This is a genomic window from Streptomyces sp. NPDC001093 (assembly GCF_040298985.1).
GTDB lineage: Bacteria > Actinomycetota > Actinomycetes > Streptomycetales > Streptomycetaceae > Streptomyces.
Map to the genome: position 1 here is coordinate 64,567 of NZ_JBEPBF010000028.1, position 22,756 is coordinate 87,322.

Below are 22,756 nucleotides of genomic sequence, written 5' to 3' on the forward strand. Positions count from 1 at the left end.
TGTGAGCCGTCCGAGAACAGGGGGCGCCCGGCATCTTTACCAATCCGATAAACGGATGGTCATGTCCGGTGGGGAGAAGCGGACTTCAGCCGAGGCGGGTCAGTGCCTCGTCCAGGACTCGACGCAGGCGCAGTGCGTCCGGTGCCACCGCGCTGACCAGGACTGCCGGGCCGGCCAGAGGCATCAGGGCCGCGCACTCGCCCAGCAGCCGGGGCTCGACCGGATGACCCGCGAACTCCGGGCGCACGACGACCAGTTGGCCCACCGCGCGGCGCCCCGCCAGCACCGCCGGTCCGTCCCAGCCCCCCGGCGCCCCGGGCCCGCAGGCCAGTTCCTGGTCCAGCACCGTACGGCCCGCGACCCGTACCGTCAGCCTGCTGGTGAGTCGCCCGGGTTCCTCTCCCGCCCGGCCGAGCACCTGCTCCTCGCGCAGCACGAGCCGGGCTCCGGCGGCGAGTTCGGCGCGGGTGGTGACGTGCAGGTCGCTGCCGCGGGCCGAGATCAACTGCTCGGGGAGCCAGTGCAGTTCGGCGTCGTCGGCCACGTCGAGCCGCACGTCGTAGCGGGCCTCTTCCTTGGCCTGCCCGGGCAGGGCGAGGGTGGCGGCGGTGGAGCCGACGTGCAGCCGGGCGCCCTCGGCCACGCTCGCCGTGAGCGAGAACCGGTCGCCGCCGAGCGGGCCGCTCATCGCGCCGACGACCATGACCCTCGCCTCGCGGCCGCCGGACCGGGTCCGGCGCAGGGCCAGCGGGCCGTCGCTGTCCAGTACGGGAAGCACGGTGCCGCCCCGGCCGTCGGCCCGGGCCACGATCCGCGCGTCCGCCCGGACCCCGGTGGCCGTCATGCCGTCCACGCGGCGAGCCGCTCGCGCACCCAGGCGGCCACGGCGGCGACGCCGGGCTCGCCGCGCAACGACTGGAAGACCACCGGGAGTTCGGCCCGCTGGGCCTTGGCATCGGCGGCCATCCGGGCGAGGTCGGATCCGACGTGGGGCGCGAGGTCGGTCTTGTTGACGACGAGCAGGTCGGCGGTGGTGACACCGGGGCCGCCCTTGCGCGGGATGTCGTCACCGCCGGCCACGTCGATCACGAAGATCTGCGCGTCCACGAGCCCCTTGGAGAAGGTCGCGGTGAGGTTGTCGCCGCCGGACTCGACGAGGATCAGGTCCAGCGGGCCGACGGCGTCCTCCAGGTCCTCCACGGCTTCGAGGTTGGCGGAGATGTCGTCGCGGATCGCGGTGTGCGGGCAGGCGCCGGTCTCCACGGCCGTGATCCGCTCGGGCGGCAGCACGGCCTCGCGGAGCAGGAACTCGGCGTCCTCACGGGTGTAGATGTCGTTGGTGACGACGGCCAGCGACAGTTCGTCGCGCAGGGCCCGGCAGAGCGCCGCGACGGTCGCGGTCTTCCCGGACCCGACGGGCCCGCCGAGCCCGATGCGCAGGGCGCGACGCGAGCCGTCGGGCCGGTGCGCGTCGGCGCTGAGGGCGGCGGGGCCGGAGTGGGTGTGGTCGAGGTGCATGGGTACGGCTCCTGTGGGGGCGAGAGGCCGGATCACGTGTGCGGGAGGGCTTGGGGCCGCGAACGGTCACCCTTGAACCAGGCGATCCGGGCGGACGGGTGGACGGGCGGAGAGGGGCGGGCGGACGGGCGGACGGGCGGACGGGCGGGCAAGATCATGAAGCGAACAGTCGCACCGGCCATGCGGCGTGTTCCTCCGCCATGACCTCCAGCAGCGGTGCCGAACCGGCGGGCAGCGCGTCGCTGCCCTCGGCGGCCGCCTTCCGCGCCGCCTCGACGGCCCGGTCCGCGACGCGGTCCAGCTCCGGCGCCAGCCGGGCCAGTACGCCCGTCGCGTCGAACGGGTCCAGGCTCAGCAGTCGTACCGTGGCCGTGGCCGGTCCGCTGACGCTCTCGTAGAGCGCGCAGTAGGCCGCGTCCTGCGGGGCGAGTCCGGCCGCCCGGGCGGCCATGCCGAGCACGACGGGCTGATGGGCGCCCTTGGGGAACTCCCGTGCCAGCGCGTCGAGTTCGGCAGACGGCCAGCTCGCTCGGGCGGCCCGCAGCAGCTGCCGTCCCAGCCTGCGCGCAGCGGTCCGCAGTGCGGGTGACGGCGTACGGGCGTCCGCCGCCGCGTCCAGCTCGCCCGGAACCACGCCGAGTACGGCGGCCGCCGCCAGCGCGCCCGCGACCAGCCCGGCGGTGTGCAGCCGGCCCCGGCAGAAGTCCTCCAGGCCCGCGGCGGAGGTGATCCGGCCCGCCTTGACGGCGGCCTCCGCCCCGCCGGAGTGCGCGTGTCCTCCGGCGGGGAAGCGGCCGTCGGCCAGGACGAGGAGTGCCGCGCGTGACATCACGACACCGTCAGAAGAGGAAGTAGCGCTGGGCCATGGGCAGTTCGGCGGCCGGAGTCGCCTCCACCAGCTCGCCGTCGATGTGCACGGCGAAGCTGTCGGGGTCGATCCGGACGTCGGGCCGGGCGTCGTTCTCCCGCATGTCGGCCTTGGTCACCGCACGCGTGGACGCGATCGCCGCGAACCGCTTGCCGAGCCCGAGCCGCTCCGGCAGCCCGTCCTCGATCGCCAACGGGGCCACGAAGTTCACCGAGTTGGCGGCCGGGGCCCGGCCGGTCGCGCCGTACATCGGGCGGGGCAGGATCGGCTGCGGGGTGGGGATGGAGGCGTTGGCGTCGCCCATCTGCGCGTAGGCGATCTGCCCGCCCTTGAGCACGAGCTGCGGTTTGACGCCGAAGAACGCGGGCTCCCACAGCACCAGGTCGGCGAGTTTGCCGGTCTCGACCGAGCCGATCTCGGCGGCGAGACCCTGGGCGAGCGCGGGGTTGATGGTGTATTTGGCGACATAGCGACGCACGCGCTGGTTGTCCGCGCGTCCGTCACCGGGCAGCGCGCCACGCCTGCGCTTCATCACATGAGCCGTCTGCCAGGTGCGCAGGATGACCTCGCCGACGCGCCCCATGGCCTGGGAGTCGGAGGAGATGATCGAGATCGCGCCGAGGTCGTGCAGGACGTCCTCCGCGCCGATGGTGGACGGCCGGATCCGGGACTCGGCGAACGCCAGGTCCTCGGGGACGGCGGGGTTGAGGTGGTGGCACACCATCAGCATGTCGAGGTGTTCCTCGGCGGTGTTGACGGTGTAGGGCCGGGTCGGGTTGGTGGAGCTGGGCAGCACGTTGGGCTGCGAGACCACGGTCATGATGTCCGGCGCGTGCCCGCCGCCGGCACCCTCGGTGTGGTACGAGTGGATGCCCCGGCCCGCGATCGCGGCGAGGGTGTCGCCGACGAAACCGGCCTCGTTCAGGGTGTCCGTGTGGATGGCGACCTGGATGCCCGTGCGGTCCGCGACGGTCAGCGCGGCGTCGATGACGGCCGGGGTGGAGCCCCAGTCCTCGTGCAGCTTCAGGCCGGCCGCGCCGCCCCGGATCTGGGAGAGCATCGCCTCCTGGGAGACGGTGTTGCCCTTGCCGAGGAAGCCCACGTTGACCGGGTAGGCCTCCATCGCCTCGAACATCCGGGCGAGGTGCCAGGGACCGGGCGTGACGGTGGTGGCCTTGGAGCCCTCGGCGGGGCCGGTGCCGCCGCCGACCAGCGTGGTGATGCCGGAGGCCAGCGCCTCGTCGGCGATCTGGGGGCAGATGAAGTGGACGTGCGCGTCGATGGCGCCGGCGGTGAGGATCCGCCCGTTGCCGGCGATGATCTCGGTCTCGGGGCCGATGACCAGGTCGGGGTGGACGCCGTCCATGGTGTCCGGGTTGCCGGCCTTGCCGATCGCGGTGATGCGGCCGTCACGGATGCCGACATCGGCCTTGACGACGCCCCAGTGGTCGACGACGACGGCACCGGTGATCACCGTGTCGGGGGTGCCGTCGGCGCGGGTGGCGCGGGACTGGCCCATGGACTCGCGGATGACCTTGCCGCCGCCGAACACCGCCTCGTCGCCGGAGATGCCGGGTCCGCCGGAGCGGTCCTCCTCGATCTCGATCAGCAGGTCGGTGTCGGCGAGCCGGATACGGTCACCGGTGGTGGGCCCGAACAGATCGGCGTAGGCGCCACGCGAGATCTCAGGCATCGAGGGCACCTCCGGTCTCCCCGCGCAGCCCCGGCACGATCCGGGCGCCGGCGAGGGGGACGAGCTCGACGTCGACGGGGATGCCGGGCTCGAAGCGCACGGCGGTGCCCGCGGCGACGTTCAGCCGCTTGCCGCGGGCGGCGGCACGGTCGAACTCCAGGCCTGGGTTCGCCTCGGCGAAGTGGTAGTGGGAGCCGACCTGGACCGGCCGGTCGGCGGCGTTGAGGACGGTGAGGCGGGTGATCGCGCGGCCCTCGTTGACGAGGACGGGATCGTCCGCGAACAGGATCTCTCCGGGAATCATCGCGGCCCCCTCAGATGATCGGCTCGTGGACGGTGACGAGCTTGGTGCCGTCCGGGAAGGTGGCCTCGACCTGGACGTCGTGGATCATCTCGGGGACCCCGTCCATGACGTCGTCCCTGGTGAGGAGCTTGCGACCGGAGGACATGAGCTCGGCGACCGTACGGCCGTCACGCGCGCCCTCGAGGATGTGCGACGTGATGAGGGCGACCGCCTCCGGGTGGTTGAGCCTGAGCCCACGGGCCCTGCGCTTCTCGGCCACGTCGGCCGCCACGTGGATCAGCAGCCTTTCTTGCTCGTGCGGGGTCAGTTGCACGTCCCACCTCACAGTCCTTGCTCCGGACCGTGCGGGGTCCGGTTGCCGCAGCCATCGCAACGGGGATAGGTGTAACACGCAAACAAATCCCCGGATCGTCCTCAATCCGGGCAGAAAAGCCCCTGATGGCGTGGATCGGCAGGCTAGAACGCCGGAGTTTCAGCCACGTTAACCAGACCTTGATCCACCGATGACCCGCGCGACGGGATCGCCGATACGCGGCGCGGTCAGGACACGCCGGGACCGCGATGCTCGGCGGCGATCCCGAACCGCCGCTGTTCGCGCGCGGCGGAACCGGCCTCACGGATACCCGAGACCGAGCTGACGACCTGCTCCCCGGCCGGCTCCTCGAGGGCGTCCAGCCGCTCCAGGTCGGCGGCCGAGACCAGCGCGACCAGCGGCTTGCCGTGCCGCGTCACGACGACGCGCTCACCGCCGTACACGACGCGGTTGATCAGGTCGGCGAGCTCAGCCCTGGCTTGCGTCACCGGAATCTCGTAGGACATGCCCCCATCATAACGTCACGTACATCCTGTACATTTTTTACAGAAGCCGAGCCCGTCAGAGGCCGTGCGATGAGAAGGGGTGCCCTATGTCCCTGTCCCGAGCGTTCGCCCGTCACGTCCTGCCCGAGTTCACCGAGCGCACCAGCGGCGGTGTCCGCACGCTCGACCCCTACGGCAAGCTCTTCGAGGACCGGATCGTCTTCCTCGGCACCCCGCTGGACGACGCGGCCGCGAACGACGTGATGGCACAGTTCATGTACCTCGAACACGCGGCCCCGGACCGGGACATCACGCTGTACGTCAACTCCCCCGGTGGCTCGTTCAGCGCACTGACGGCGGTCTACGACACGATGCGGTACGTCAGTTGCGACGTGGCCACCTACTGCCTGGGGCAGGCCGCCTCCCACGCCGCGCTGCTGCTCGCGGCCGGCACGCCGGGCAAGCGGTTCGCCCTGCCCGGCGCGCGCATGGTCCTCGCCCAGCCCCAGCTCGCCGAGCCGGTGCAGGGCCACACCAGCGACCTGCTCATCCAGGCGGACGAGTTGGCCCGGGTGCGCGCACTGACGGAGGAGATGCTGGTACGGCACACCGGGCGCACGGCCGAGCGGGTACACCGCGACCTGGCGCGGGACTTGGTCCTGGACGCCCCCGCGGCGGTGGCCTACGGCCTGGTGGACGCCGTCGTTCCCGGCCGGCGGAGCACCCCCGGCGCACCGGACGCGAGGTGAGCCGCCGATGCTGCCGGACCTGCCGCCACTGCCCGCACTGACGCGGGCCGAGGGCGGTCTGATCGATCGTTACCTGGAGGCCGCCGACCTGCTGGGCCGCGTCAATCCCGCGCACGGCGGGGACACCTATCGCGGGCTGCGGGCCGCCCAGGCCCTGGTGCGCAAGGCCGCAGAGCTGCGTGACGCCCTCGCGTTGATGCACCGGCGAGGCGAGACGGAGCTGCACGGGGACACGCTGGCACGGGCCTTGCGGGTGCTGGACGGTGAACGCCGTACCGCGCGCGTCGCGCTCCCGCCCGACGACGTGGGCTGATCCGGACGCCGGACCGGCCGGACGGGACCCGGATGTCGACAGGCGCCGCTCGGACCGGACTTGAAACGGCCCGAACGATGTACCGCCGACCGGTGTATATCCAGATCGTTCTCGGCGCCTTCCGAGTTGCGCTCCACGCGGGTTCGCCGTTCACGGGAAAGCGCTTCGCCCCAGGTCCGGGGCTACGTCCGGGACCTGACGATGCCTCGAACGCCACACTGTCCACCCGAACGGGTGAGTGGTGAGTAACGCCACAAATCTCCTCAGGTATTGGGATTTTCGGACCGGTGTGCGTGAAGATCCCTGACTGACGACAAGCCCCCGCCACCGCGGCGGGGCGGTCCGGGCGGACGCCGAGTCCTGCCGCCGCCCGGACGACCGGTCGACAGGAGTGGATCGGCAGGAGTGGAGGACCCGAGCAAGGCGGGTCGCCGGAACGGATGTTCGTCTGTTCGTCGCAGACGGCCGGACGTTCCGAGCAGCCCTTGGGGTGAAGCCGCGGCAACGCGGCCGGGCAACTTCGCCAGCCCGAATCCGACAGGTCATCCTTCACAGGCGGCTGACGAAGGGTTGCGCATGACTGCGCCTAATCGTGTCCCGTCGCTCATGGCCCGGGCCGGCACGGCCTCGGCCCTCACCCTCGCCGCCGTCGGCGGCTCGATCGCGGTACCCGGTCTCGCCACCGATGCCTCGGCCGCGACTCTCGCGACAAAAGCACTGCAGGTCGCGGCCTCCAAGGAGGGGTCCCCGTACCAGTACGGGGCCACCGGGCCGCGCAGGTTCGACTGCTCGGGGCTGACGCTCTACTCGTTCAAGAAGGCGGGCAAGACCCTGCCGCGTACCGCCGCCCAGCAGTACAACAAGACGCACCACATTTCCGCCGGCCAACGCAAGGCCGGTGACCTGGTGTTCTTCCACTCGGGTTCCTACGTCTACCACGTCGGCATCTACGCCGGGCACGGAAAGCTCTGGCACGCGCCGAGGACCGGGGACGTGGTGCGGCTCCAGAAGATCTGGACCAACAGCGTCTGGTACGGCCGGGTGAGCTGACCCGGTCCGCTACGGCAGGCAGGCCGGCCGGTCTGCCTGATGGCCGGCCGACCTGCCCGCTGGGACAGGCCGGCTGACTCGCCTGCCGGGGCAGGTCGGCTGACTCACCGTCAGCGCAGGAGCGGCTCCAGCAGCAGGGCCGCTCCCAGTACCGTCAGAGCCACCCCGGTGCCCGCCTGGAGCCCACGGGCGGCCCGGGGCCGGCGCAGCCATCTGCCCAGCCGGTCGACCAGCAGCGCGACCACCGGGAACCACACCAGCGCCAGCGCGCACACGATGAGCGCGAGCAGCAGTGTCCGGGGCAGCACGGGACTGCCGACGGGCACGAACTGCGGCAGCAGGCTGAGGAAGGTCAGCGAGGCCTTCGGATTGAGGACGTGGTGACGAAGCCCTGCCGGAGGGGGTGCGTCGGCTCGGCCGCCCTCTCCTCGGCCGCCCTCTCCTCGGCCAGCCTCTCCTCGGGCGCCTGGACGACCCCGCGCAGTGACCACAGCGTGCGCACCCCGAGCTGCAGCACATAGGCGCCGCCCAGCAGCTGCAACGCCCGGAACGGTGCGGGCACGGCCACCGGCATGGCCGCGACACCGGCCACCGCCAGGGTGGTGTGCATCAGGAGTCCGCCCGCGATGCCGAGTGCGCAGACCGCGCCGGCCCGGCGCGAGACCAACGCGTTGCGTACGACCACGGTGAAGTCGGCGCCCGGCATGGCGACCAGTCCGGCGGCGATCCCGGTGAAGGCGATGAGCTGTCCGTCCATGCGCCAGACTGCCCCGGCCAAGCCACTGTCCGTGGTGGTGGCCGTCGCGGAGGCCGGCTCCATCACCCGGGCCGCCGACCGGCTCGGCTACACGCCGCCCGCCCTCTCCCAGCAATTGGCCGAACCGGAGCGGGAGGCCGGTACCGCACTGCTGGTCCGGCACCATCGCGGGGCCCGGCTGACCGAGGCGGGCGAGATGCTCGTGGCACGGGCCCGCCGGGTGCTGGACGAACTGGAGCGGGCCCGGCACGAGCTGGCCCGGCTGACCGGCCTCACCGGCGGCGCCCTGCGGCTCGGCACCTTCCCGACCGCCGGGGTGCATCTGCTGCCGCCGGCGCTGAGCGCGTTCCGCCGGGCGCATCCGGACGTGACACTGTCGGTCGCGGACTACGACCCGCCGACCGGGGTCACAGCCGTGGCGGCCGGCGAGGTGGACCTGGCCCTGACCCACACCTACCACCCGGCCGAGCCCTCCCCCGTACCGTCGTCGGTGCGTCTGGAGCCGGTCCTGGTGGAGGAACTGGTGCTGGTGACCGCGCCCGGACACGCCCTGAGCAGCACCTCGTCCCGGCTGCCCCTGGCGGAGCCGGCCGGCCGGCCACTGATCAGCATGGCCCCGCACCATCCGGCACGCCGGGAGATCGAGGCCCAGCTGTCCGACGCGGGCGCCACACCGGCCCTGCTGGTACCCACCCCCGGATACGCCGTGGTCTGCGCCCTCGTCAGCGCCGGGCTCGGGGTGGCCGTCGTCCCCGAGATGGTGGCTCGACGGCATCCACACCGGTCGGAGTACGCCCGTTGGAAGCGGGCCGCCTGCACCGCACCATCTCGGTGGCCTACCGCCCCGACGAGTCCACACCGGCGGCGGACGCCTTCCGCGCCCCGCTACGGGGGGCCTTCGGCCGGGCGGGACGGTCACCGGGGGCTTGAGCGCCCAGGCAGCCAGGGGCTCATGGCGTCCCACGACGGGTTTGCGTCCGGCTGGCGCGGCCCTGGGTGGCTTGATCTGCGCCAAGTCGGCCGACCCCGGGGTCTTGAGCGCGGCCACGGAGTCGGCCACTTTCCGGGCGACGAGGGGCTGAGGGCGTCAGGTGCCGGGGCTGGGCCAGTAGGTGAGGGGCGGGGCCGACGCGACTCGGGTACTTCGGGGGTGGGCGAGGCGGCCGCAGCCGAGGAGGTGCAGCGGTGCCGGGACTTCCGCGGTTCGCCCGGCGCGGCCGGCTGGAGCGGTCGCGAGGCGGCGCTCGGACGGCGTGGCGACCCGCGGCTCCCGGATGACCGCTCCGCCGGGCCGCCGGCCACAGCAGGGCCAGGGACGGGACAGGGGCCTCGGAGCGATTCGGCCACGCCGGCTCCCAGCCCGTCACCACCACGCGCCCCGTCATCCCCCGCGGCCCAGCCCCCTCCGGCCCCTGGCCGCCCACGAGCCAGTCGCACCCACACCCCTCAGCCCCGTCACCCCCGCCCGACGCCCCCCGCTCCATAGCCCACCGTCCCCGACCCGTTGCTCCCAGCCCGTCGCCACCACCCGGCCCGTCATCCCGGACGCCCCGGCGACCCAGCCCCCTCCGGCTCCTCGCCGCCCACAGGCTCGTCGCACCCACACCCCTCGCTCCCGCCTCCTTCGCCGCCCCGAGCTCTTCCGCGCCCCCGAGCTCCCGACCTGGCTCGAAGTGGCCCGGAGAGAGCACTCTCCCCACCGCACCCCCGCTGAGAGGGCTACGGTTCCTGTGGGACCGCTGCCGGGACCGGCTCGGGCGGGAGGATCCACGGGAGTTCGATGGAGACCGTCTTGCCACCCTCGCGGGTCGGGCGGACCCGGAGTTTGCCGCCGCACTCCGCGGTGAGCCAGCGGATGATGACCATGCCGCGGCCGTTGTCCTGCTGGACGGCGGCGGGCAGTCTCTTCGGAAAGCGCGGATGACTGTCCGTGACGCCGATGCGCAGATGTTCGTCACGGTCCAGCGCGATGTCGACCGTGAAGGTGGGTGACTGACCGAAGGTGTGCTGTACGGCGTTCGTGGCGAGTTCGGAGACGATGAGCCGCACGGTGTCGGCCACGTCGGTGTCCGACGGCAGGCCCCACTCCGCGAGCGTGCCCACGACATACGTGCGGGCGGCGGAGACCGAGGCGGGATCGCTCGGCAGAGTGACGGATGCTTCCAGATGGTCTGCCATGGCGAGGTCGTCCCTTTCCGGCGGGACCGCAGTCCGACACGGAGCCGGATGGTCGAGTACGGTCCCGGACTGGTGCTCGCTCGTCAGACTGCCATCACGGGACCGGTCACGGGGAGCGATCCACCAGGATATGCATATATCTGTCGCCCAAAGCGGTGAACTCTACGACGAGAGACCGTATTTGGGCGGCCCGGAAGGAGTAAGGAGGAGCCCATGCAGAACGGGCCGGCAGTGCGCCGTCGCAAACTGGGCGCCGAACTGCGCACGCTGCGTACCGGCGCTGGGCTCACGAGCGGTGAGGCGGCCCGGCTGGTCGGCTGGCACCAGTCGAAGGTCAGCCGTATCGAGACCGGTGCCAGCGGTGTGAAGCCGGCCGATGTGCGGTTACTCCTCGACGCCTACGAGGTGCGGGACGGGCAACTGCGCGAGTTGCTGCTGATGCTGGCGGGTTCCGAGGAGACGGGCGACCGGCACTGCTGGTGGCATGCCTATCGCGGGGTGCTGCCGCCCACGTACCGGGACTTCATCAGCCTGGAGTCGCAGGCGAGCACGATGCGCACCCTGGAGACCACGGTCGTACCCGGCCTGCTGCAGACGCCCGAGTACGCCCGCGCGGTGACCCGGGCGGCCGTGAAGGACCTGGACGAGGACGGCCTGGACGCGCTGGTGGAGGTGCGGCTGGCCAGGCAGGACGTGCTTCGCGTCGACCCGCCGCTGGAGCTGAGCGCGGTGCTGGACGAGGCGGTGCTGCGGCGCGAGGTCGGCGGCCCCGAGGTGATGGCCCGGCAGCTGGAGCGGCTGACGGAGGCGGCCCGACTGCCCCAAGTCCGGATCCAGGTACTGCCGTTCACCGCGGGAGCGCATGTCGGCCTCACCGGGCCTTTCGTTATCTTCTCATTTCCGAGCACTTCTGATCTGGACGTGGTTGTTCTCGACCAGTTGACGAGTAGCCTCTACCTGGAGCGGAAAGAAGACCTCATGGCCTACTCGGAGGCCTTCGACACCCTTCGGATGCACGCCCTCTCACCCGAGGACACGTTGGACTACATCGCCGGGATAGGTGACGGCGCGTAAGGAGGCACCATGCCAGCACTGCCTCGGAACGTCCCTGCCAGTACCGACCTGCACGACGTGCGCTGGCTGCGCAGCAGCTACAGCACGGGAGCCAACAACTGCGTGGAGACGGCCCGGCCGCGCTCCGGCCCGGGGGCCGGGCTGCTCGCCGTGCGCGACTCGAAGAACCCGGCCGGACCCGCGCTGCTCGTCTCCGCCGAGAGCTGGGCCGGATTCCTCACCGCCCTCTGACCGAAGACGACCGGGCGCGAAGCACGGCCGTGTCACGCCGACTCATGGTCGCGTTTCGCCGATCACACGTACAGCGCGTTCGATCTCGGCCCCGGACAGGTCCGCGCGGGCGGTCAGCCGCAGCCGTGAGATGCCGTCGGGCACGGAAGGAGGACGGAAACAGCCCACGGCCAGCCCCGCGGTACGGCAGTCGGCCGCCCAGCGCACCGCCTGCTCCGGGGACGGAGCCCGCACGGAGACCACCGCCGCGTCCGGACGCACCGCGTCCAGACCCGCGGCGATCAGCCGTGCGTGCAGGTCCGCGGCCACCCCACGGGCACGCGCCGCGCGCTCCGGTTCACGCAGGAGCAGCCGCAGTGCGGCGAGCGCCGCGCCGGCCGCCGCCGGGGCCAGCCCCGTGTCGAAGATGAAGGTCCGGGCCGCGTTGACCAGATGGTCGATCACCCGCGCCGGGCCGAGCACCACTCCGCCCTGGCTGCCCAGCGACTTGGACAGGGTGGCCGTGGCCACCACGTCCGCCGCGCCCGAGAGACCGGCGGCGTGCGGTGCGCCCCGGCCGCCGTCGCCCAGCACCCCGAGCCCGTGCGCGTCGTCCACGACCAGTCCCGCGCCGCGCTCCCGGCAGGCCTCGGCCAGCTCGGCCAGCGGGGCCTTGTCCCCGTCGACGGAGAACACGGTGTCGGACACGACGATCGCCGGCCCCTGATGGCCGGCCAGAGCCTTGCGCACCGCCTCGGGGTCGGCGTGCCCCACGACCTGCCGCGCGCCCCGGGCGAGCCGGCAGCCGTCGATGAGGGAGGCGTGGTTGCCGGCGTCGGAGACGATCAGCGAGCCGTGCGGGCCGAGCGCAGTGACCGCGGCCAGGTTGGCTGCGTAGCCGGAGGAGAAGACCAGCGCCGCCTCGAAGCCGCAGAAGGCGGCCAGCTCGCGCTCCAGCTCGGTGTGGAGCTCGGTGGTGCCGGTGACGAGCCGGGAGCCGGTCGAGCCGCCGCCCCAGGTCCGGGCGGCCCGGGCGGCCCCCTCGGTGACCTCGGGGTGGTGGGCGAGGCCCAGGTAGTCGTTGCCGGCCAGGTCCAGCAGGGGTGAGACGGCGGGGCGTGGGCGCAGGGTGCGTACGAGTCCGGCGCGGCGGCGCGCCTCGGCCTGGTCGTCGATCCAGCCGAACGCCATGGGTCCTCCGGGGCTTTTGTAGGTAGCGGACAGACCCTAGCGGCACGACCAGCCGCCCAGGGTGTGGCAATACCCACACGGTGAACCGTCTCCGTTGTGCAAACTCTCCTTGGCCCGGGGCGGTCCCGTAGGACAGGATCGGACCTCATGGACCTGCTGAACACGCTGGTGGACAAGGGGCTTCGGCGCGAGCTGCCGACCCGCGAGGAAGCGCTCGCCGTTCTGGCCACCTCCGACGACGACGTACTCGATGTGGTGGCCGCGGCCGGAAAGGTGCGCCGGCACTGGTTCGGGCGACGCGTGAAACTCAACTATCTGGTGAACCTCAAGTCGGGCCTGTGCCCGGAGGACTGCTCCTACTGTTCCCAGCGGCTCGGCTCGAAGGCCGGCATCCTGAAGTACACCTGGCTCAAGCCCGACGAGGCCTCCCGGGCGGCCGCCGCGGGCCTCGCGGGAGGCGCCAAGCGGGTCTGCCTGGTGGCCAGCGGGCGCGGTCCGACGGACCGGGACGTGGACCGGGTCTCGGAGACCATCCGGACCATCAAGGAGGAGAACGAGCACGTCGAGGTGTGCGCCTGCCTCGGGCTGCTCTCCGACGGCCAGGCCGAGCGGCTGCGCGAGGCGGGCGCGGACGCCTACAACCACAACCTCAACACGTCCGAGGGGACGTACGCGGACATCACGACCACGCACACGTACGCCGACCGGGTGGACACGGTGCAGAAGGCGCACGCGGCCGGTCTGTCCGCCTGTTCCGGTCTGATCGCGGGCATGGGCGAGAGTGACGAGGACCTGGTCGACGTGGTCTTCTCGCTGCGCGAACTGGATCCGGACTCGGTGCCGGTGAACTTCCTCATCCCGTTCGAGGGCACTCCGCTGGCCAAGGAGTGGAACCTCACCCCGCAGCGCTGTCTGCGGATCCTCGCGATGGTCCGGTTCGTCTGCCCGGACGTGGAGGTCCGTATCGCGGGCGGCCGTGAGGTCCACCTGCGCACGATGCAGCCCCTCGCGCTGCACCTCGCCAACTCCATCTTCCTCGGCGACTACCTGACCAGCGAGGGCCAGGCCGGCAAGGCCGACCTGGAGATGATCGCGGACGCCGGGTTCGAGGTGGAGGGCGCCGGCGAGGTGACGCTGCCGGAGCACCGGGTCGAGGCCGCGGCCGGCTGCGGATCGGTCTGCGGCTCGCACGAGGGCTGCGGCTCGCACGAGGGCACGGACGCGTGCGGTCACGAGGGCGGGGACGTGTGCGGCACGGCGGCCGCGCCCGTCGCGCAGGAGCCGCGCACCGACCTCGTGGCCGTGCGTCGCCGGGGCGCCGGAACGGACCTCGCGCCCAATGCCTGAGCTGCCCGGCCTGAGCGTGCCCGAGCTGCTGGAGCTGGACCGACGGCATGTGTGGCATCCGTACGGCCCGATGCCCGGACGCGCCGAACCGCTCGTCGTGGAGTCGGCGAGCGGGGTCCGGCTGCGGCTCGCCGACGGCTCGGGCGAGTTGGTGGACGGCATGTCCTCCTGGTGGTCGGCGATCCACGGCTACAACCACCCGGTCCTCAACGAGGCGGCGCACGACCAGCTCGGACGGATGAGCCATGTGATGTTCGGCGGGCTCACGCACGAGCCCGCCGTACGGCTGGCGAAGCATCTTGTCGACATGTCACCAAAGGGCCTGGAGCACGTCTTCCTGGCCGACTCCGGTTCGGTGTCGGTCGAGGTCGCGGTGAAGATGTGCCTGCAGTACTGGCGCTCGCTCGGCCGGCCCGGCAAGCAGCGGCTGCTGACCTGGCGGGGCGGCTACCACGGCGACACCTGGAACCCGATGTCCGTGTGCGACCCCGAGGGCGGGATGCACGCGCTGTGGTCGGGCGTACTGCAGCGTCAGGTCTTCGCGGACGCGCCGCCGACGGAGTACGAGGAGTCGTACGCGGAGCATCTGCGCGAACTGATCGCCCGGCACTCGGACGAGCTGGCCGCGGTGATCGTGGAGCCGGTGGTGCAGGGCGCGGGCGGGATGCGCTTCCACTCCCCCGCGTATCTCCGGGTGCTGCGCGAGGCCTGCGACGCGCACGACGTGCTGCTCGTCCTCGACGAGATCGCCACCGGCTTCGGCCGTACCGGAGCGCTGTTCGCGGCGGAGCACGCGGGCGTCACCCCGGATGTGATGTGCGTGGGCAAGGCGCTGACCGGGGGCTATCTGACGCTGGCGGCCACGCTGTGCACCGCGCGGATCGCCGACGGCATCTCGCGGGGCGAGGTGCCGGTGCTCGCGCACGGACCGACGTTCATGGGCAACCCGCTGGCGGCGGCCGTGGCCTGCGCGTCCATCGAACTGCTGCTGGGCCAGGACTGGCGGGCGGAGGTCAAGCGGATCGAGGCGGGCCTGTGGGAAGGCCTCACGCCTGCTCGTGAGCTGCCGGGCGTCCGCGATGTCCGCGTCCTCGGGGCGATCGGTGTCGTCCAGCTCGACCACGAGGTGGACATGGCCGCGGCCACCGCGGCCGCCGTCCGGGAGGGCGTCTGGCTGCGCCCCTTCCGCGACCTGGTCTACACGATGCCGCCGTACATCTCCTCGGACGAGGACGTGGCGAGGATCGCGCGTGCGGTGTGCGCCGCGGCGCGGGAGGGATGACATGCCGGTACTGGTGATCACGGGCACGGGCACGGAGGTCGGCAAGACCGTCACCACCGCCGCCGTCGCCGCCGCGGCGCTCGCGGCCGGGCGCTCGGTGGCCGTGCTGAAGGCCGCACAGACGGGTGTACGGCCGGACGAGCGCGGGGACGCCGACGAGGTCGCGCGGCTCGCGGGGCCGGTCACGACCGCCGAACTGGCCCGCTACCCCGAGCCGTTGGCGCCGGGCACGGCGGCCCGGCGGGCGGGCATGGCCCCCGTCCACCCGCACGAGGTGGCCGAGCGGGCGGCCAAGCTGGCCACCGAGCACGATCTGGTGCTGGTCGAGGGGGCGGGCGGGCTGCTCGTCCGCTTCGACGCGGCCGGCGGCACTCTGGCCGACGCTGCCGGGCTGCTCGGCGCACCGGTGCTGGTGGTCGCCCAGGCGGGCCTGGGCACCCTCAACACCACCGAGCTGACGGCACTCGAACTACGGCGCCGGAACCTGGAGTTGGCCGGTGTGGTGATCGGCAGCTGGCCCGACTCCCCCGACCTCGCCACCCGCTGCAACGTGACGGACCTGCCGGAGGTCGCCGGAGCCCCCCTCCTCGGCGCGATCCCCGCCGGGGCCGGTGCGCTGCCACCGCTCGCCTTCCGCGGGACGGCCCCCGAGTGGCTGGGTCCCCGCCTGGACGGCACATGGGACGCGGAGGCGTTCCGGGTGCGGGTGGCAGCGTAGACCGGGCCGGTGTACGGGGCCGGTGCCGGGCAGCACCGGATCCCGGCCCGTCCCCCGCCTCCGGCCGACCGCCGGATCGGTGTCCTGGCAAGATGGCGGCATGGAACGTGTGCTTGGAATCGGCGGATACTTCATGCGGGCCGCCGACCCGGCTGCCCTGAACGCGTGGTATCGCGACTGCCTGGGCCTGGACGCCGATGAGAACGGCCTGTGGCGTCAGGGAGCCGGGCCGACGGTGTTCGCGACCTTCGAGTCCGGGACCGACTACTTCGGGTCCCGCGCACAGCAGACCATGCTCAACTTCCGGGTCCGCGATCTGGATGCGATGCTCGCGCAATTGCGCGCCAGGGGAGCGGACGTGGCCGAAGAGACGCAGGACATGGAGGGTGTCGGCCGATTCGGCTGGGTCACCGACCCCGAGGGCAATCGGGTCGAGCTGTGGCAGCACGCCTGACCGCGTCTTCGCGCGGGGGAACGCGCGGTGGGGGTGCGGTGGCCCTCTCCGGGGGACACTCTTCCTAGGCCGTCCGTCCGGGAGGTTCGCCATGCGGCTGCTGTCCGGCTCCGACAAGGTGGCGCGGAGCCCCGTCCACCACCCCCTGTTCGCCCGTTTCTACGCCCGGTACAGCGTGAGCGCCGAGACCCGGATGGGCATGGCCGGAATACGGGAGCGGCTGCTCGCCGGGCTGTCCGGGCGGGTGATCGAGATCGGCGCGGGCAACGGACTGAACTTCGCGCACTACCCGGGCACCGTCGCCGAGGTCGTCGCGATCGAACCGGAGCCGCTGCTGCGGCAGTTGGCGCTGGAGTCGGCCCTGCGCGCCCAGGTCCCGGTCGACGTGGTGCCGGGCGCGGCGGAGGCGCTGCCGGTCAAGAGCGAGGCCTTCGACGCGGCCGTGCTGTCCCTGGTGCTGTGCAGCGTGCGGGATGTGACCCGAGCGCTGGGCGAGGTACGACGGGTGCTCAAACCCGGCGGTCAGGTGCGGTTCTTCGAGCACGGCCAGGGCGGCGGCCGCCTGATGACGCTGACCCAGGCCACCTTGGACCGGACGGTGTGGCCCACCCTGACCGGCGGCTGCCATCTGGCCCGGCAGCCGGTGGCCGCGCTGCGCGAGGCCGGGTTCACGCTCGGCCCGCAGCGGCAGGTGCTGATGCCGGAGAACGGCCCGGCACTGCCGTCCTCGTACTGCGCGCTCGGGGTCGCCTGGCGGCCGGACGAGCCGGACGCGCGCTGATCACAGACTCCAGCGGCGCAGCTCGCGCGCGATGTCGTCCACGCCGGGCGCGCCCTGCTTCACCAGCCGGGCGAGGTCCCGCACCTGCTCGGGTGAGGTGGCCACCTTCTCGCCGCTGGCGACCAGGTAGGCGTAGGCGACCGCCGAGGCGAACAGCGCGTTGGAGCGCTCCAGCGCCGGCAGGTGGATCAGCAGTTGGAGCAGGGAGGCGGCGCGGGTGTGCGGGTCGTCGTAGACGGGCACGCCGAATATCTCGGCACGGTGCCGGGCGACGGCGGCGACCAGCGCGCCCCAGTCGGTGACCTGCGGGTCCCCGGGCGTCTTCTGTTCGGCGAGCATGAGGAGCCAGGCGAGGTCGATGCTGAGCTCGTTCAAGGGATCAGCGGCCGTCCCCGGCCCCGGTGCCGCGGGTCTCGGTGAACTCCTCGGCGAACACGGACTCGTACTGCTTCATGAAGTCGGCGGCGGCCTCGACGAACGTACGGCCGGCCTCGCCGGTGTCCTGTCTGACCAGTTCTTCGATATAGCGGTTGACGCTGATACCGCGGGCCAGGGCGCGTTCGCGGGCCGCTCGGGCGGTGCCCTCGTCCACGCGCACGTTCAGCTGGGTCTTCGCCATGCCTCGACGCTAGCGCCGCCGTGCTAGCAAAGCAAGGGCGCACCGAATCGGTGCGCCGGGCCGGCTTGTCGCCTACGCTCGCCCGGGACGGGCGGTTCAGGCGACCGGGAGGCGGCCTTGTCCACACCAGCAGCGCAGCACGCGCCGGACGGCGCCGTCGCGGCCCGCGCCCGCGGACTGACCAAGGCGTACGGCTCCGGCGAGACGGCCGTCATCGCCCTGGACTCGGTGGACGTCGGCATAGCGCGCGGCCGATTCACCGCCGTGATGGGGCCCTCGGGGTCCGGGAAGTCCACGCTGATGCACTGTCTGGCGGGGCTCGACACCGTGTCGGCGGGCCAGGTGTGGCTGGGCGACACCGAGATCACCGGGCTGCGGGAACGCGAGCTGACCCGGCTCAGGCGGGACCGGGTCGGGTTCATGTTCCAGTCGTTCAACCTCATTCCGACGCTGACGGCCGCCGAGAACATCACCCTGCCCATGGACATCGCGGGCCGCAAACCCGACCCGCGCTGGCTGGACCAGGTCATCGACACGCTCGGCCTGCGCGACCGCCTCACACACCGGCCCGCCCAGCTCTCCGGCGGCCAGCAGCAGCGGGTGGCGTGCGCGCGGGCGCTGGCCTCCCGGCCGGAGCTGATCTTCGCCGACGAGCCGACCGGCAACCTCGACTCGCGAGCCGGACTCGAGGTGCTGGGCTTCCTGCGCGAGGCGGTGGACGATCTGGGGCAGACGGTGGTCATGGTCACCCACGACCCCGGCGCCGCCGCCCACTCCGATCTGGTGCTCTTCCTCGCCGACGGGCGCATCGTGGACGACATGGAACGGCCGACGGCGGACGCCGTACTGGAACGCATGAAACGGTTCGACGTGGTCCGGGGCCGGCTCGGCGACGGCCACGACGACACCGCCCGAGAGGACTGACCGGGTGCTCAAGGCGACCCTGAGGAGCTTCCTCGCGCACAAGGGGCGGCTCGCGCTGTCCGCGCTGGCCGTGATCCTGTCCGTGGCGTTCGTCGCGGGCAGTCTGATCTTCTCCGACACCGTCACGCGCACGTTCGACCGGCTGTTCGCCTCCACCGCCGCCGATGTGACGGTCCAGCCGAAACAGCTGGACCTGAGGTCGGCCCGGGTGAGCGGTTCGGTGCAGACGCTGCCGGCCGCGCTGCGGGACCGCGTGGCGAGGGTCGACGGGGTCGCGGCGGCCCGCGCCGAGGTGTCGGTGCAGAACGCCGTCGTGGTCGACGGCCGCAACCGGTCCGTCGGCCCGACCACCGGCGCCCCGACCATCGCGCTGGCCTGGTACGTCACCCACCGCAGCCCGGTGAGACTCACCTCCGGGCACGCCCCGCACGGGGCGGGTGAGGCGCTGCTGGACGCCGACACGGCACGCAAGAAGCACGTACGGATCGGCGACACGCTGAGTGTGGAGGCCCAGCCGGGCACGTTCCGGGTGCGGGTCGTCGGCATCGCCACGTTCACCACCACCAACCCCGGCGCGGCCCTGGTCTTCCTGGACCCGGCCGTGGCGGGCCGCGAACTGCTCGGTTCCGCCGCGAAGGCGACCAGCATCGCGGTGGACGCGGCCAAGGGCGTGTCCGACGCCGAGCTCAAACGGCGAGTCGGCCGGGCGATCGACACCGGCACCTACGACCTGAAGACCGCGAACGAGCAGGCCAAGTCGGCGGCGGCCAGCCTCGGCACGTTCCTGGACGTGATCAAGTACGTGATGCTCGGCTTCGCGGGTGTCGCCCTCCTCGTCGGCGTGTTCCTCATCGTCAACACCTTCTCCATGCTGATCGCCCAGCGCACCCGCGAACTGGGCCTGCTGCGGGCGCTCGGCGCGGACCGGCGGCAGGTGCGGCGCTCGGTGCTCACCGAGGCGATGCTGCTCGGGCTGGTCGGTTCCACGCTCGGCCTCGCGGCCGGGATCGGGCTGGCGCTGGGGCTGATCCGGCTGATGAGCGCGTTCGGGATGAACCTGAAGGCCACGGAGATGGTCATCGGCTGGGGCACGCCCGTCGCGGCGTACGTCGTCGGTGTCGGCGTGACGTTCGTGGCCGCCTATCTGCCCGCGCGGCGCGCGGCAGCCGTCTCGCCGATGGCGGCACTCGTGGATGCCGAGGTCGCGGGTGTCGGAAAGCCGCTGCGGACGCGGGCGATCGTGGGTGCCGTGATCGGGGTGGTCGGCGCCGCGGCGCTGGCCGGGTGCGCGGCGGCCACGAAGACCGCCCAGGCCGCCTCGCTGCTCGGGGTCGGCGTGGCCCTGACCCTGATCGCGACCGTGGTCGCCGGTCCGCTGCTGGTGCGGCCGGTGATCCGGGTGCTGGGCGCGGCCTTCCCCGCGCTGTTCGGCCCGGTCGGTCTGATGAGCCAGCGCAACGCCCTGCGCAACCCGCGTCGTACGGGCGCCACCGCCGCCGCGCTCATGGTGGGCCTGGCCCTGGTCGGAGGGATGTCGGTGGCGAGCGCGTCGATGTCCGCGTCGTTCGACCGGCAGATCGACAAAACGCTCGGCGCCGACTTCATCGTCCAGAACAGCAACTTCACCCCGTTCACCAGACAGGTGCGGGACACCGTCGCCCGCACCCGCGGCGTCGGGCTGGTCGTGGAGCAGCGGCTCACCCAGGTCGCCGTACAACTGCCGCACGGCGGCCGGGTCACGACGGCGGCCGCCGCGTACGGCCCCCGGCTCGACGACGTCGTGCACATCACCTACGCGCGGGGCGGTTCGGCCGCGGCGCTGGCGGACGGTCACCTCGCCATGGACGCCGACTTCGCCAGGGACCACGGCGTGCGCGTCGGCAGCGTCCTCCCGGTCGAGTTCCCCGGCGGGCGGCACACCGACCTGACCGTCGCCGCGCTCACCAAGCAGGAGACGGCCGAGGGCTTCGGCGCCCAGGGCGGCCTGTACTTCGGCCTCGCCACCCTGGAGAAGTACGGGCCGCAGGCACAGGACGCCGCGCTCTACGTCAACGCGGCCACCGGAACCGCACCCCAGGACCTGCGCCCGCGACTGGAGCGGGCGCTGAGGTCGTTCCCGCAGGTCCAGGTGCGCAACCAGAGCGACTACAAGCAGCTCGTCCACGACCAGATCGCCGTCCTGCTCTACCTGGTGTACGCGCTGCTCGGGCTGGCGATCGTCATCGCCGTGCTCGGTGTGGTCAACACCCTCGCCCTGTCGGTGGTGGAGCGCACCCGCGAGATCGGGCTGCTGCGCGCGATCGGGCTGGGGAGACGGCAGTTGCGCCGGATGATCCGGCTGGAGTCGGTGGTGATCGCGGTGTTCGGCGCGGTCCTCGGGCTGGCGCTGGGGCTCGTGTGGGGCGTGTGCATGCAGCAGGTGCTGGCCCTGCGCGGGCTGACGGCGCTGGCGTTCCCCTGGAGCACGATCGTCGCCGTCGTGATCGGCTCGGCGGTGGTGGGCGTCGTGGCGGCCCTGCTGCCGGCGCTGCGCGCGTCGCGGTTGAACGTGCTGGCGGCGATCGCGCACGAGTGATGGAACCCGGTCCTGCCGAGCACGACGCCGGGCCCCGTTACAGGACAGACGGAGTTGACGTCCGAGGCGTACTCGGGTCTTCTGCTGCGATGTCTGAACTTCGTATCCAGCAGCCGGGCGATGACGTCACACTCAGGGACTGGCAGTACGTCCACAACGCGATCATCCCCACGCACCTGCTGTCCATGGACCAGGTACGGGAACGCGCACAGCGCCACCACCTGGAGGTCGCGTACCTCGGTGACGTCCTCGTGGGCTGCAGCACGGTGCGCCCTCCGTCGAACGACACACTGACGGCCACGGTGATCGCCCGAGTGCTCGCAACTCACCGTGGGCGGGGGTTCGGTGAGGAGCTCTATGCGCGCGGGCTCAGCCGGGCACGAGAGCTGGGCGCCAAGCTGATCGAAACGGTGGTCCTTTCCTCCAACGAGGACGGTCTGCGGTTCGCACACAAGCACGGGTTCGTCGAGATCGAGCGGTACCTGCTGCCGGGGGAAACCATTCCTTGGATCGATCTGCGCCTTTCCTGACCCGAATGGCACAGGACGCCCCATCCCGCACAGAGCCACTGCCGGACTTCATTTACTGTCACCCCGCGCGAACGGATGTTCCCTTTCCCTGGATTCCGGATGGAACGCATGGTCGAGTAAGCGCGAGGTGATCTCACGTGCGCCGCCAAATTCCGGGAACAGTCCGCGGAACCATTCCTTACGCATATGCGTGTACGGCACTCTGCTGCTCGCGAGAAGGCGGGGCGCGTGGGGGTGGGCGATGCCGGCAAAGGCGGTTTCGCAGCGGGAGTTCGCCGTGGCCTGGAGTGAGGCGCGGCTGGTGGTCGGGGCGTACTGCCGCCGAGCCACACACAACAGGCAGGATGCCGAGGATCTGTTACAGCGGGTGGCTCTGCGGGCCTGGCGTGGGTATCCGGCCTTCCGGGGCGATGCCCAGTTCCTGACCTGGGTGATGGCGATAGCCCGGCGCGAGGCGGCCCGGATGGCCGGCGAGGCCGCCGCGGAGCGGGTTCGGCAGGCCGGGTGGGACGACACGGCCGCGGCACTGCTCGTCGCCGACCCGGCCACGGGTGGCGCCGACACCTCGTGGATCGGCGATGCGGTCCTGGAGGCCCGACGCGCCGGTGTGCTCGGGGAGTTGGAGTACCAGGTGGTGCGGCACCGCCTGGTACGCCCCGATGACGGCTGGGAGCTGCTCGCCGAACGGCTCGGGGTCGGTGCCGTCAACTGCGCCGTGGCACACACCCGGGCCGTGCCCAAGCTCCGTGTGTTCCTTCTGCTGGGCCGGCCCGAGCAGTGCGGTGGGGCCGAGGCGCTCGCCGCCGCCTGCGCGGCAGCGGCC

Annotated in this window: 25 protein-coding genes and 2 pseudogenes; 15 read left to right on the plus strand and 12 right to left on the minus strand. The window is 72.3% G+C overall.

The window, feature by feature from the left end; genetic code table 11:
- Positions 1 to 85 precede the first annotated feature (85 nt).
- From ABT288_RS16880 to ABT288_RS16910, 7 genes are all read right to left on the minus strand, one after another.
- Positions 86 to 844 carry an urease accessory protein UreD gene (locus tag ABT288_RS16880; RefSeq protein ID WP_351607829.1) on the minus strand — a complete coding sequence of 253 codons (759 nt, stop codon included), beginning with the start codon at positions 842 to 844 and terminating at the stop codon, positions 86 to 88.
- Positions 841 to 1,518: an urease accessory protein UreG gene (ureG, locus tag ABT288_RS16885; protein WP_351607832.1), complete on the minus strand. Its 678-nt coding sequence runs from the start codon at positions 1,516 to 1,518 to the stop codon at positions 841 to 843. Before ureG ends, ABT288_RS16880 begins: the two co-directional genes overlap by 4 nt.
- 154 nt (positions 1,519 to 1,672) lie before the next feature.
- Positions 1,673 to 2,347, minus strand: coding sequence for an urease accessory protein UreF (locus tag ABT288_RS16890; RefSeq protein WP_351607834.1), 675 nt, complete (start codon positions 2,345 to 2,347; stop codon positions 1,673 to 1,675).
- Between the two features lie 10 nt (positions 2,348 to 2,357).
- Entirely contained in the window at positions 2,358 to 4,079 is a 1,722-nt protein-coding gene (locus ABT288_RS16895; protein ID WP_351607836.1) for an urease subunit alpha, read from the minus strand.
- Positions 4,072 to 4,383 carry an urease subunit beta gene (locus ABT288_RS16900; protein ID WP_351607838.1) on the minus strand — a complete coding sequence of 104 codons (312 nt, stop codon included), beginning with the start codon at positions 4,381 to 4,383 and terminating at the stop codon, positions 4,072 to 4,074. Before ABT288_RS16900 ends, ABT288_RS16895 begins: the two co-directional genes overlap by 8 nt.
- A gap of 10 nt (positions 4,384 to 4,393) precedes the next feature.
- Positions 4,394 to 4,696: an urease subunit gamma gene (locus tag ABT288_RS16905; protein WP_093479411.1), complete on the minus strand. Its 303-nt coding sequence runs from the start codon at positions 4,694 to 4,696 to the stop codon at positions 4,394 to 4,396.
- A gap of 227 nt (positions 4,697 to 4,923) precedes the next feature.
- Entirely contained in the window at positions 4,924 to 5,202 is a 279-nt protein-coding gene (locus tag ABT288_RS16910; RefSeq protein WP_351607841.1) for a type II toxin-antitoxin system Phd/YefM family antitoxin, read from the minus strand.
- Between the two features lie 92 nt (positions 5,203 to 5,294).
- On the opposite strand from ABT288_RS16910, the gene ABT288_RS16915 reads away from it, so the two are divergent.
- The 3 genes from ABT288_RS16915 to ABT288_RS16925 all read left to right on the plus strand — a co-directional run bounded on the left by ABT288_RS16915 (position 5,295) and on the right by ABT288_RS16925 (position 7,293).
- Positions 5,295 to 5,930 carry an ATP-dependent Clp protease proteolytic subunit gene (locus ABT288_RS16915; protein ID WP_351607901.1) on the plus strand — a complete coding sequence of 212 codons (636 nt, stop codon included), beginning with the start codon at positions 5,295 to 5,297 and terminating at the stop codon, positions 5,928 to 5,930.
- Between the two features lie 7 nt (positions 5,931 to 5,937).
- Positions 5,938 to 6,243: a hypothetical protein gene (locus ABT288_RS16920; protein ID WP_351607844.1), complete on the plus strand. Its 306-nt coding sequence runs from the start codon at positions 5,938 to 5,940 to the stop codon at positions 6,241 to 6,243.
- 576 nt (positions 6,244 to 6,819) lie between these two features.
- Positions 6,820 to 7,293 carry a C40 family peptidase gene (locus ABT288_RS16925; RefSeq protein ID WP_351607846.1) on the plus strand — a complete coding sequence of 158 codons (474 nt, stop codon included), beginning with the start codon at positions 6,820 to 6,822 and terminating at the stop codon, positions 7,291 to 7,293.
- Positions 7,294 to 7,403: 110 nt separating this feature from the next.
- Here the strand turns inward: ABT288_RS16925 and ABT288_RS16930 are convergent.
- A pseudogene (locus ABT288_RS16930) lies at positions 7,404 to 8,050 on the minus strand (LysE family translocator).
- On the opposite strand from ABT288_RS16930, the pseudogene ABT288_RS16935 reads away from it, so the two are divergent.
- Positions 8,049 to 8,980 (plus strand): annotated as a pseudogene (locus tag ABT288_RS16935) (LysR family transcriptional regulator). The pseudogenes ABT288_RS16930 and ABT288_RS16935 overlap by 2 nt on opposite strands.
- Before the next feature lie 789 nt (positions 8,981 to 9,769).
- On the opposite strand, the gene ABT288_RS16940 reads toward ABT288_RS16935, so the two are convergent.
- Positions 9,770 to 10,228 carry an ATP-binding protein gene (locus ABT288_RS16940; RefSeq protein ID WP_351607849.1) on the minus strand — a complete coding sequence of 153 codons (459 nt, stop codon included), beginning with the start codon at positions 10,226 to 10,228 and terminating at the stop codon, positions 9,770 to 9,772.
- A 213-nt stretch (positions 10,229 to 10,441) separates the two neighbouring features.
- Between ABT288_RS16940 and ABT288_RS16945 the strand changes: the two genes are divergently transcribed.
- Together ABT288_RS16945 and ABT288_RS16950 are read left to right on the plus strand one after the other, a co-directional pair.
- Positions 10,442 to 11,302 (plus strand): helix-turn-helix domain-containing protein, encoded by an 861-nt coding sequence (locus tag ABT288_RS16945; RefSeq protein WP_351607851.1) that lies wholly within the window; start codon positions 10,442 to 10,444, stop codon positions 11,300 to 11,302.
- A gap of 9 nt (positions 11,303 to 11,311) precedes the next feature.
- Positions 11,312 to 11,533: a DUF397 domain-containing protein gene (locus tag ABT288_RS16950; RefSeq protein WP_351607854.1), complete on the plus strand. Its 222-nt coding sequence runs from the start codon at positions 11,312 to 11,314 to the stop codon at positions 11,531 to 11,533.
- Between the two features lie 42 nt (positions 11,534 to 11,575).
- Here ABT288_RS16950 and ABT288_RS16955 read toward each other — a convergent pair whose 3' ends face one another.
- Positions 11,576 to 12,703: an 8-amino-7-oxononanoate synthase gene (locus tag ABT288_RS16955; RefSeq protein WP_351607857.1), complete on the minus strand. Its 1,128-nt coding sequence runs from the start codon at positions 12,701 to 12,703 to the stop codon at positions 11,576 to 11,578.
- Between the two features lie 147 nt (positions 12,704 to 12,850).
- Here ABT288_RS16955 and bioB point away from each other — a divergent pair, with 147 nt between their 5' ends.
- The 5 genes from bioB (at position 12,851) to ABT288_RS16980 (ending at position 17,285) form a co-directional block, all read left to right on the plus strand.
- Complete coding sequence (gene bioB / locus ABT288_RS16960; RefSeq protein WP_351607860.1) at positions 12,851 to 14,050, plus strand: biotin synthase BioB; 1,200 nt, start codon at positions 12,851 to 12,853, stop codon at positions 14,048 to 14,050.
- The gene (locus ABT288_RS16965; protein WP_351607863.1) at positions 14,043 to 15,332 is read left to right on the plus strand and encodes an adenosylmethionine--8-amino-7-oxononanoate transaminase; all 1,290 of its coding nucleotides are present in this window, start codon (positions 14,043 to 14,045) and stop codon (positions 15,330 to 15,332) included. Before bioB ends, ABT288_RS16965 begins: the two co-directional genes overlap by 8 nt.
- Position 15,333: 1 nt before the next feature.
- Positions 15,334 to 16,050 carry a dethiobiotin synthase gene (gene bioD, locus ABT288_RS16970; protein ID WP_351607866.1) on the plus strand — a complete coding sequence of 239 codons (717 nt, stop codon included), beginning with the start codon at positions 15,334 to 15,336 and terminating at the stop codon, positions 16,048 to 16,050.
- A 100-nt stretch (positions 16,051 to 16,150) separates the two neighbouring features.
- Positions 16,151 to 16,504: a VOC family protein gene (locus ABT288_RS16975; RefSeq protein ID WP_351607869.1), complete on the plus strand. Its 354-nt coding sequence runs from the start codon at positions 16,151 to 16,153 to the stop codon at positions 16,502 to 16,504.
- A 91-nt stretch (positions 16,505 to 16,595) separates the two neighbouring features.
- A complete protein-coding gene (locus tag ABT288_RS16980; protein WP_351607871.1) occupies positions 16,596 to 17,285 on the plus strand; it encodes a class I SAM-dependent methyltransferase in 690 nt (229 codons plus the stop codon).
- Here ABT288_RS16980 and ABT288_RS16985 read toward each other — a convergent pair whose 3' ends face one another.
- Entirely contained in the window at positions 17,286 to 17,660 is a 375-nt protein-coding gene (locus ABT288_RS16985) for a fic family toxin-antitoxin system, toxin component (protein ID WP_351607872.1), read from the minus strand. It lies immediately after the preceding gene.
- A 4-nt stretch (positions 17,661 to 17,664) separates the two neighbouring features.
- A complete protein-coding gene (locus ABT288_RS16990; protein ID WP_351607875.1) occupies positions 17,665 to 17,904 on the minus strand; it encodes a toxin-antitoxin system HicB family antitoxin in 240 nt (79 codons plus the stop codon).
- Between the two features lie 117 nt (positions 17,905 to 18,021).
- Here ABT288_RS16990 and ABT288_RS16995 point away from each other — a divergent pair, with 117 nt between their 5' ends.
- The 4 genes from ABT288_RS16995 to ABT288_RS17010 all read left to right on the plus strand — a co-directional run.
- Positions 18,022 to 18,828: an ABC transporter ATP-binding protein gene (locus ABT288_RS16995; protein WP_351607877.1), complete on the plus strand. Its 807-nt coding sequence runs from the start codon at positions 18,022 to 18,024 to the stop codon at positions 18,826 to 18,828.
- A gap of 4 nt (positions 18,829 to 18,832) precedes the next feature.
- Entirely contained in the window at positions 18,833 to 21,403 is a 2,571-nt protein-coding gene (locus tag ABT288_RS17000; RefSeq protein ID WP_351607880.1) for an ABC transporter permease, read from the plus strand.
- Positions 21,404 to 21,492: 89 nt separating this feature from the next.
- On the plus strand, positions 21,493 to 21,933 hold the full coding sequence (locus ABT288_RS17005; RefSeq protein ID WP_351607882.1) for a GNAT family N-acetyltransferase: 441 nt from the start codon (positions 21,493 to 21,495) through the stop codon (positions 21,931 to 21,933).
- A gap of 277 nt (positions 21,934 to 22,210) precedes the next feature.
- Positions 22,211 to 22,756 (plus strand): sigma-70 family RNA polymerase sigma factor (locus ABT288_RS17010; protein ID WP_351607885.1); only part of this gene is annotated, 546 nt, incomplete at its 3' end.

What these genes read in the sequence shown, in the direction of transcription:
- ABT288_RS16975 (WP_351607869.1), top strand. Translation starts at nt 16,151, where the DNA reads ATGGAACGTGTGCTTGGAATCGGCGGATACTTCATGCGGGCCGCCGAC.
- ABT288_RS16890 (WP_351607834.1), bottom strand. Translation starts at nt 2,347, where the DNA reads ATGTCACGCGCGGCACTCCTCGTCCTGGCCGACGGCCGCTTCCCCGCC.
- ABT288_RS16880 (WP_351607829.1), bottom strand. Translation starts at nt 844, where the DNA reads ATGACGGCCACCGGGGTCCGGGCGGACGCGCGGATCGTGGCCCGGGCC.
- ABT288_RS16980 (WP_351607871.1), top strand. Translation starts at nt 16,596, where the DNA reads ATGCGGCTGCTGTCCGGCTCCGACAAGGTGGCGCGGAGCCCCGTCCAC.
- ABT288_RS16920 (WP_351607844.1), top strand. Translation starts at nt 5,938, where the DNA reads ATGCTGCCGGACCTGCCGCCACTGCCCGCACTGACGCGGGCCGAGGGC.
- ABT288_RS16940 (WP_351607849.1), bottom strand. Translation starts at nt 10,228, where the DNA reads ATGGCAGACCATCTGGAAGCATCCGTCACTCTGCCGAGCGATCCCGCC.
- ABT288_RS16900 (WP_351607838.1), bottom strand. Translation starts at nt 4,383, where the DNA reads ATGATTCCCGGAGAGATCCTGTTCGCGGACGATCCCGTCCTCGTCAAC.
- ABT288_RS16965 (WP_351607863.1), top strand. Translation starts at nt 14,043, where the DNA reads ATGCCTGAGCTGCCCGGCCTGAGCGTGCCCGAGCTGCTGGAGCTGGAC.
- ABT288_RS16955 (WP_351607857.1), bottom strand. Translation starts at nt 12,703, where the DNA reads ATGGCGTTCGGCTGGATCGACGACCAGGCCGAGGCGCGCCGCCGCGCC.
- ABT288_RS17005 (WP_351607882.1), top strand. Translation starts at nt 21,493, where the DNA reads ATGTCTGAACTTCGTATCCAGCAGCCGGGCGATGACGTCACACTCAGG.
- ABT288_RS16925 (WP_351607846.1), top strand. Translation starts at nt 6,820, where the DNA reads ATGACTGCGCCTAATCGTGTCCCGTCGCTCATGGCCCGGGCCGGCACG.
- ureG (WP_351607832.1), bottom strand. Translation starts at nt 1,518, where the DNA reads ATGCACCTCGACCACACCCACTCCGGCCCCGCCGCCCTCAGCGCCGAC.
- ABT288_RS16895 (WP_351607836.1), bottom strand. Translation starts at nt 4,079, where the DNA reads ATGCCTGAGATCTCGCGTGGCGCCTACGCCGATCTGTTCGGGCCCACC.
- ABT288_RS16945 (WP_351607851.1), top strand. Translation starts at nt 10,442, where the DNA reads ATGCAGAACGGGCCGGCAGTGCGCCGTCGCAAACTGGGCGCCGAACTG.
- ABT288_RS16910 (WP_351607841.1), bottom strand. Translation starts at nt 5,202, where the DNA reads ATGTCCTACGAGATTCCGGTGACGCAAGCCAGGGCTGAGCTCGCCGAC.
- bioB (WP_351607860.1), top strand. Translation starts at nt 12,851, where the DNA reads ATGGACCTGCTGAACACGCTGGTGGACAAGGGGCTTCGGCGCGAGCTG.
- ABT288_RS16950 (WP_351607854.1), top strand. Translation starts at nt 11,312, where the DNA reads ATGCCAGCACTGCCTCGGAACGTCCCTGCCAGTACCGACCTGCACGAC.
- ABT288_RS16990 (WP_351607875.1), bottom strand. Translation starts at nt 17,904, where the DNA reads ATGGCGAAGACCCAGCTGAACGTGCGCGTGGACGAGGGCACCGCCCGA.
- bioD (WP_351607866.1), top strand. Translation starts at nt 15,334, where the DNA reads ATGCCGGTACTGGTGATCACGGGCACGGGCACGGAGGTCGGCAAGACC.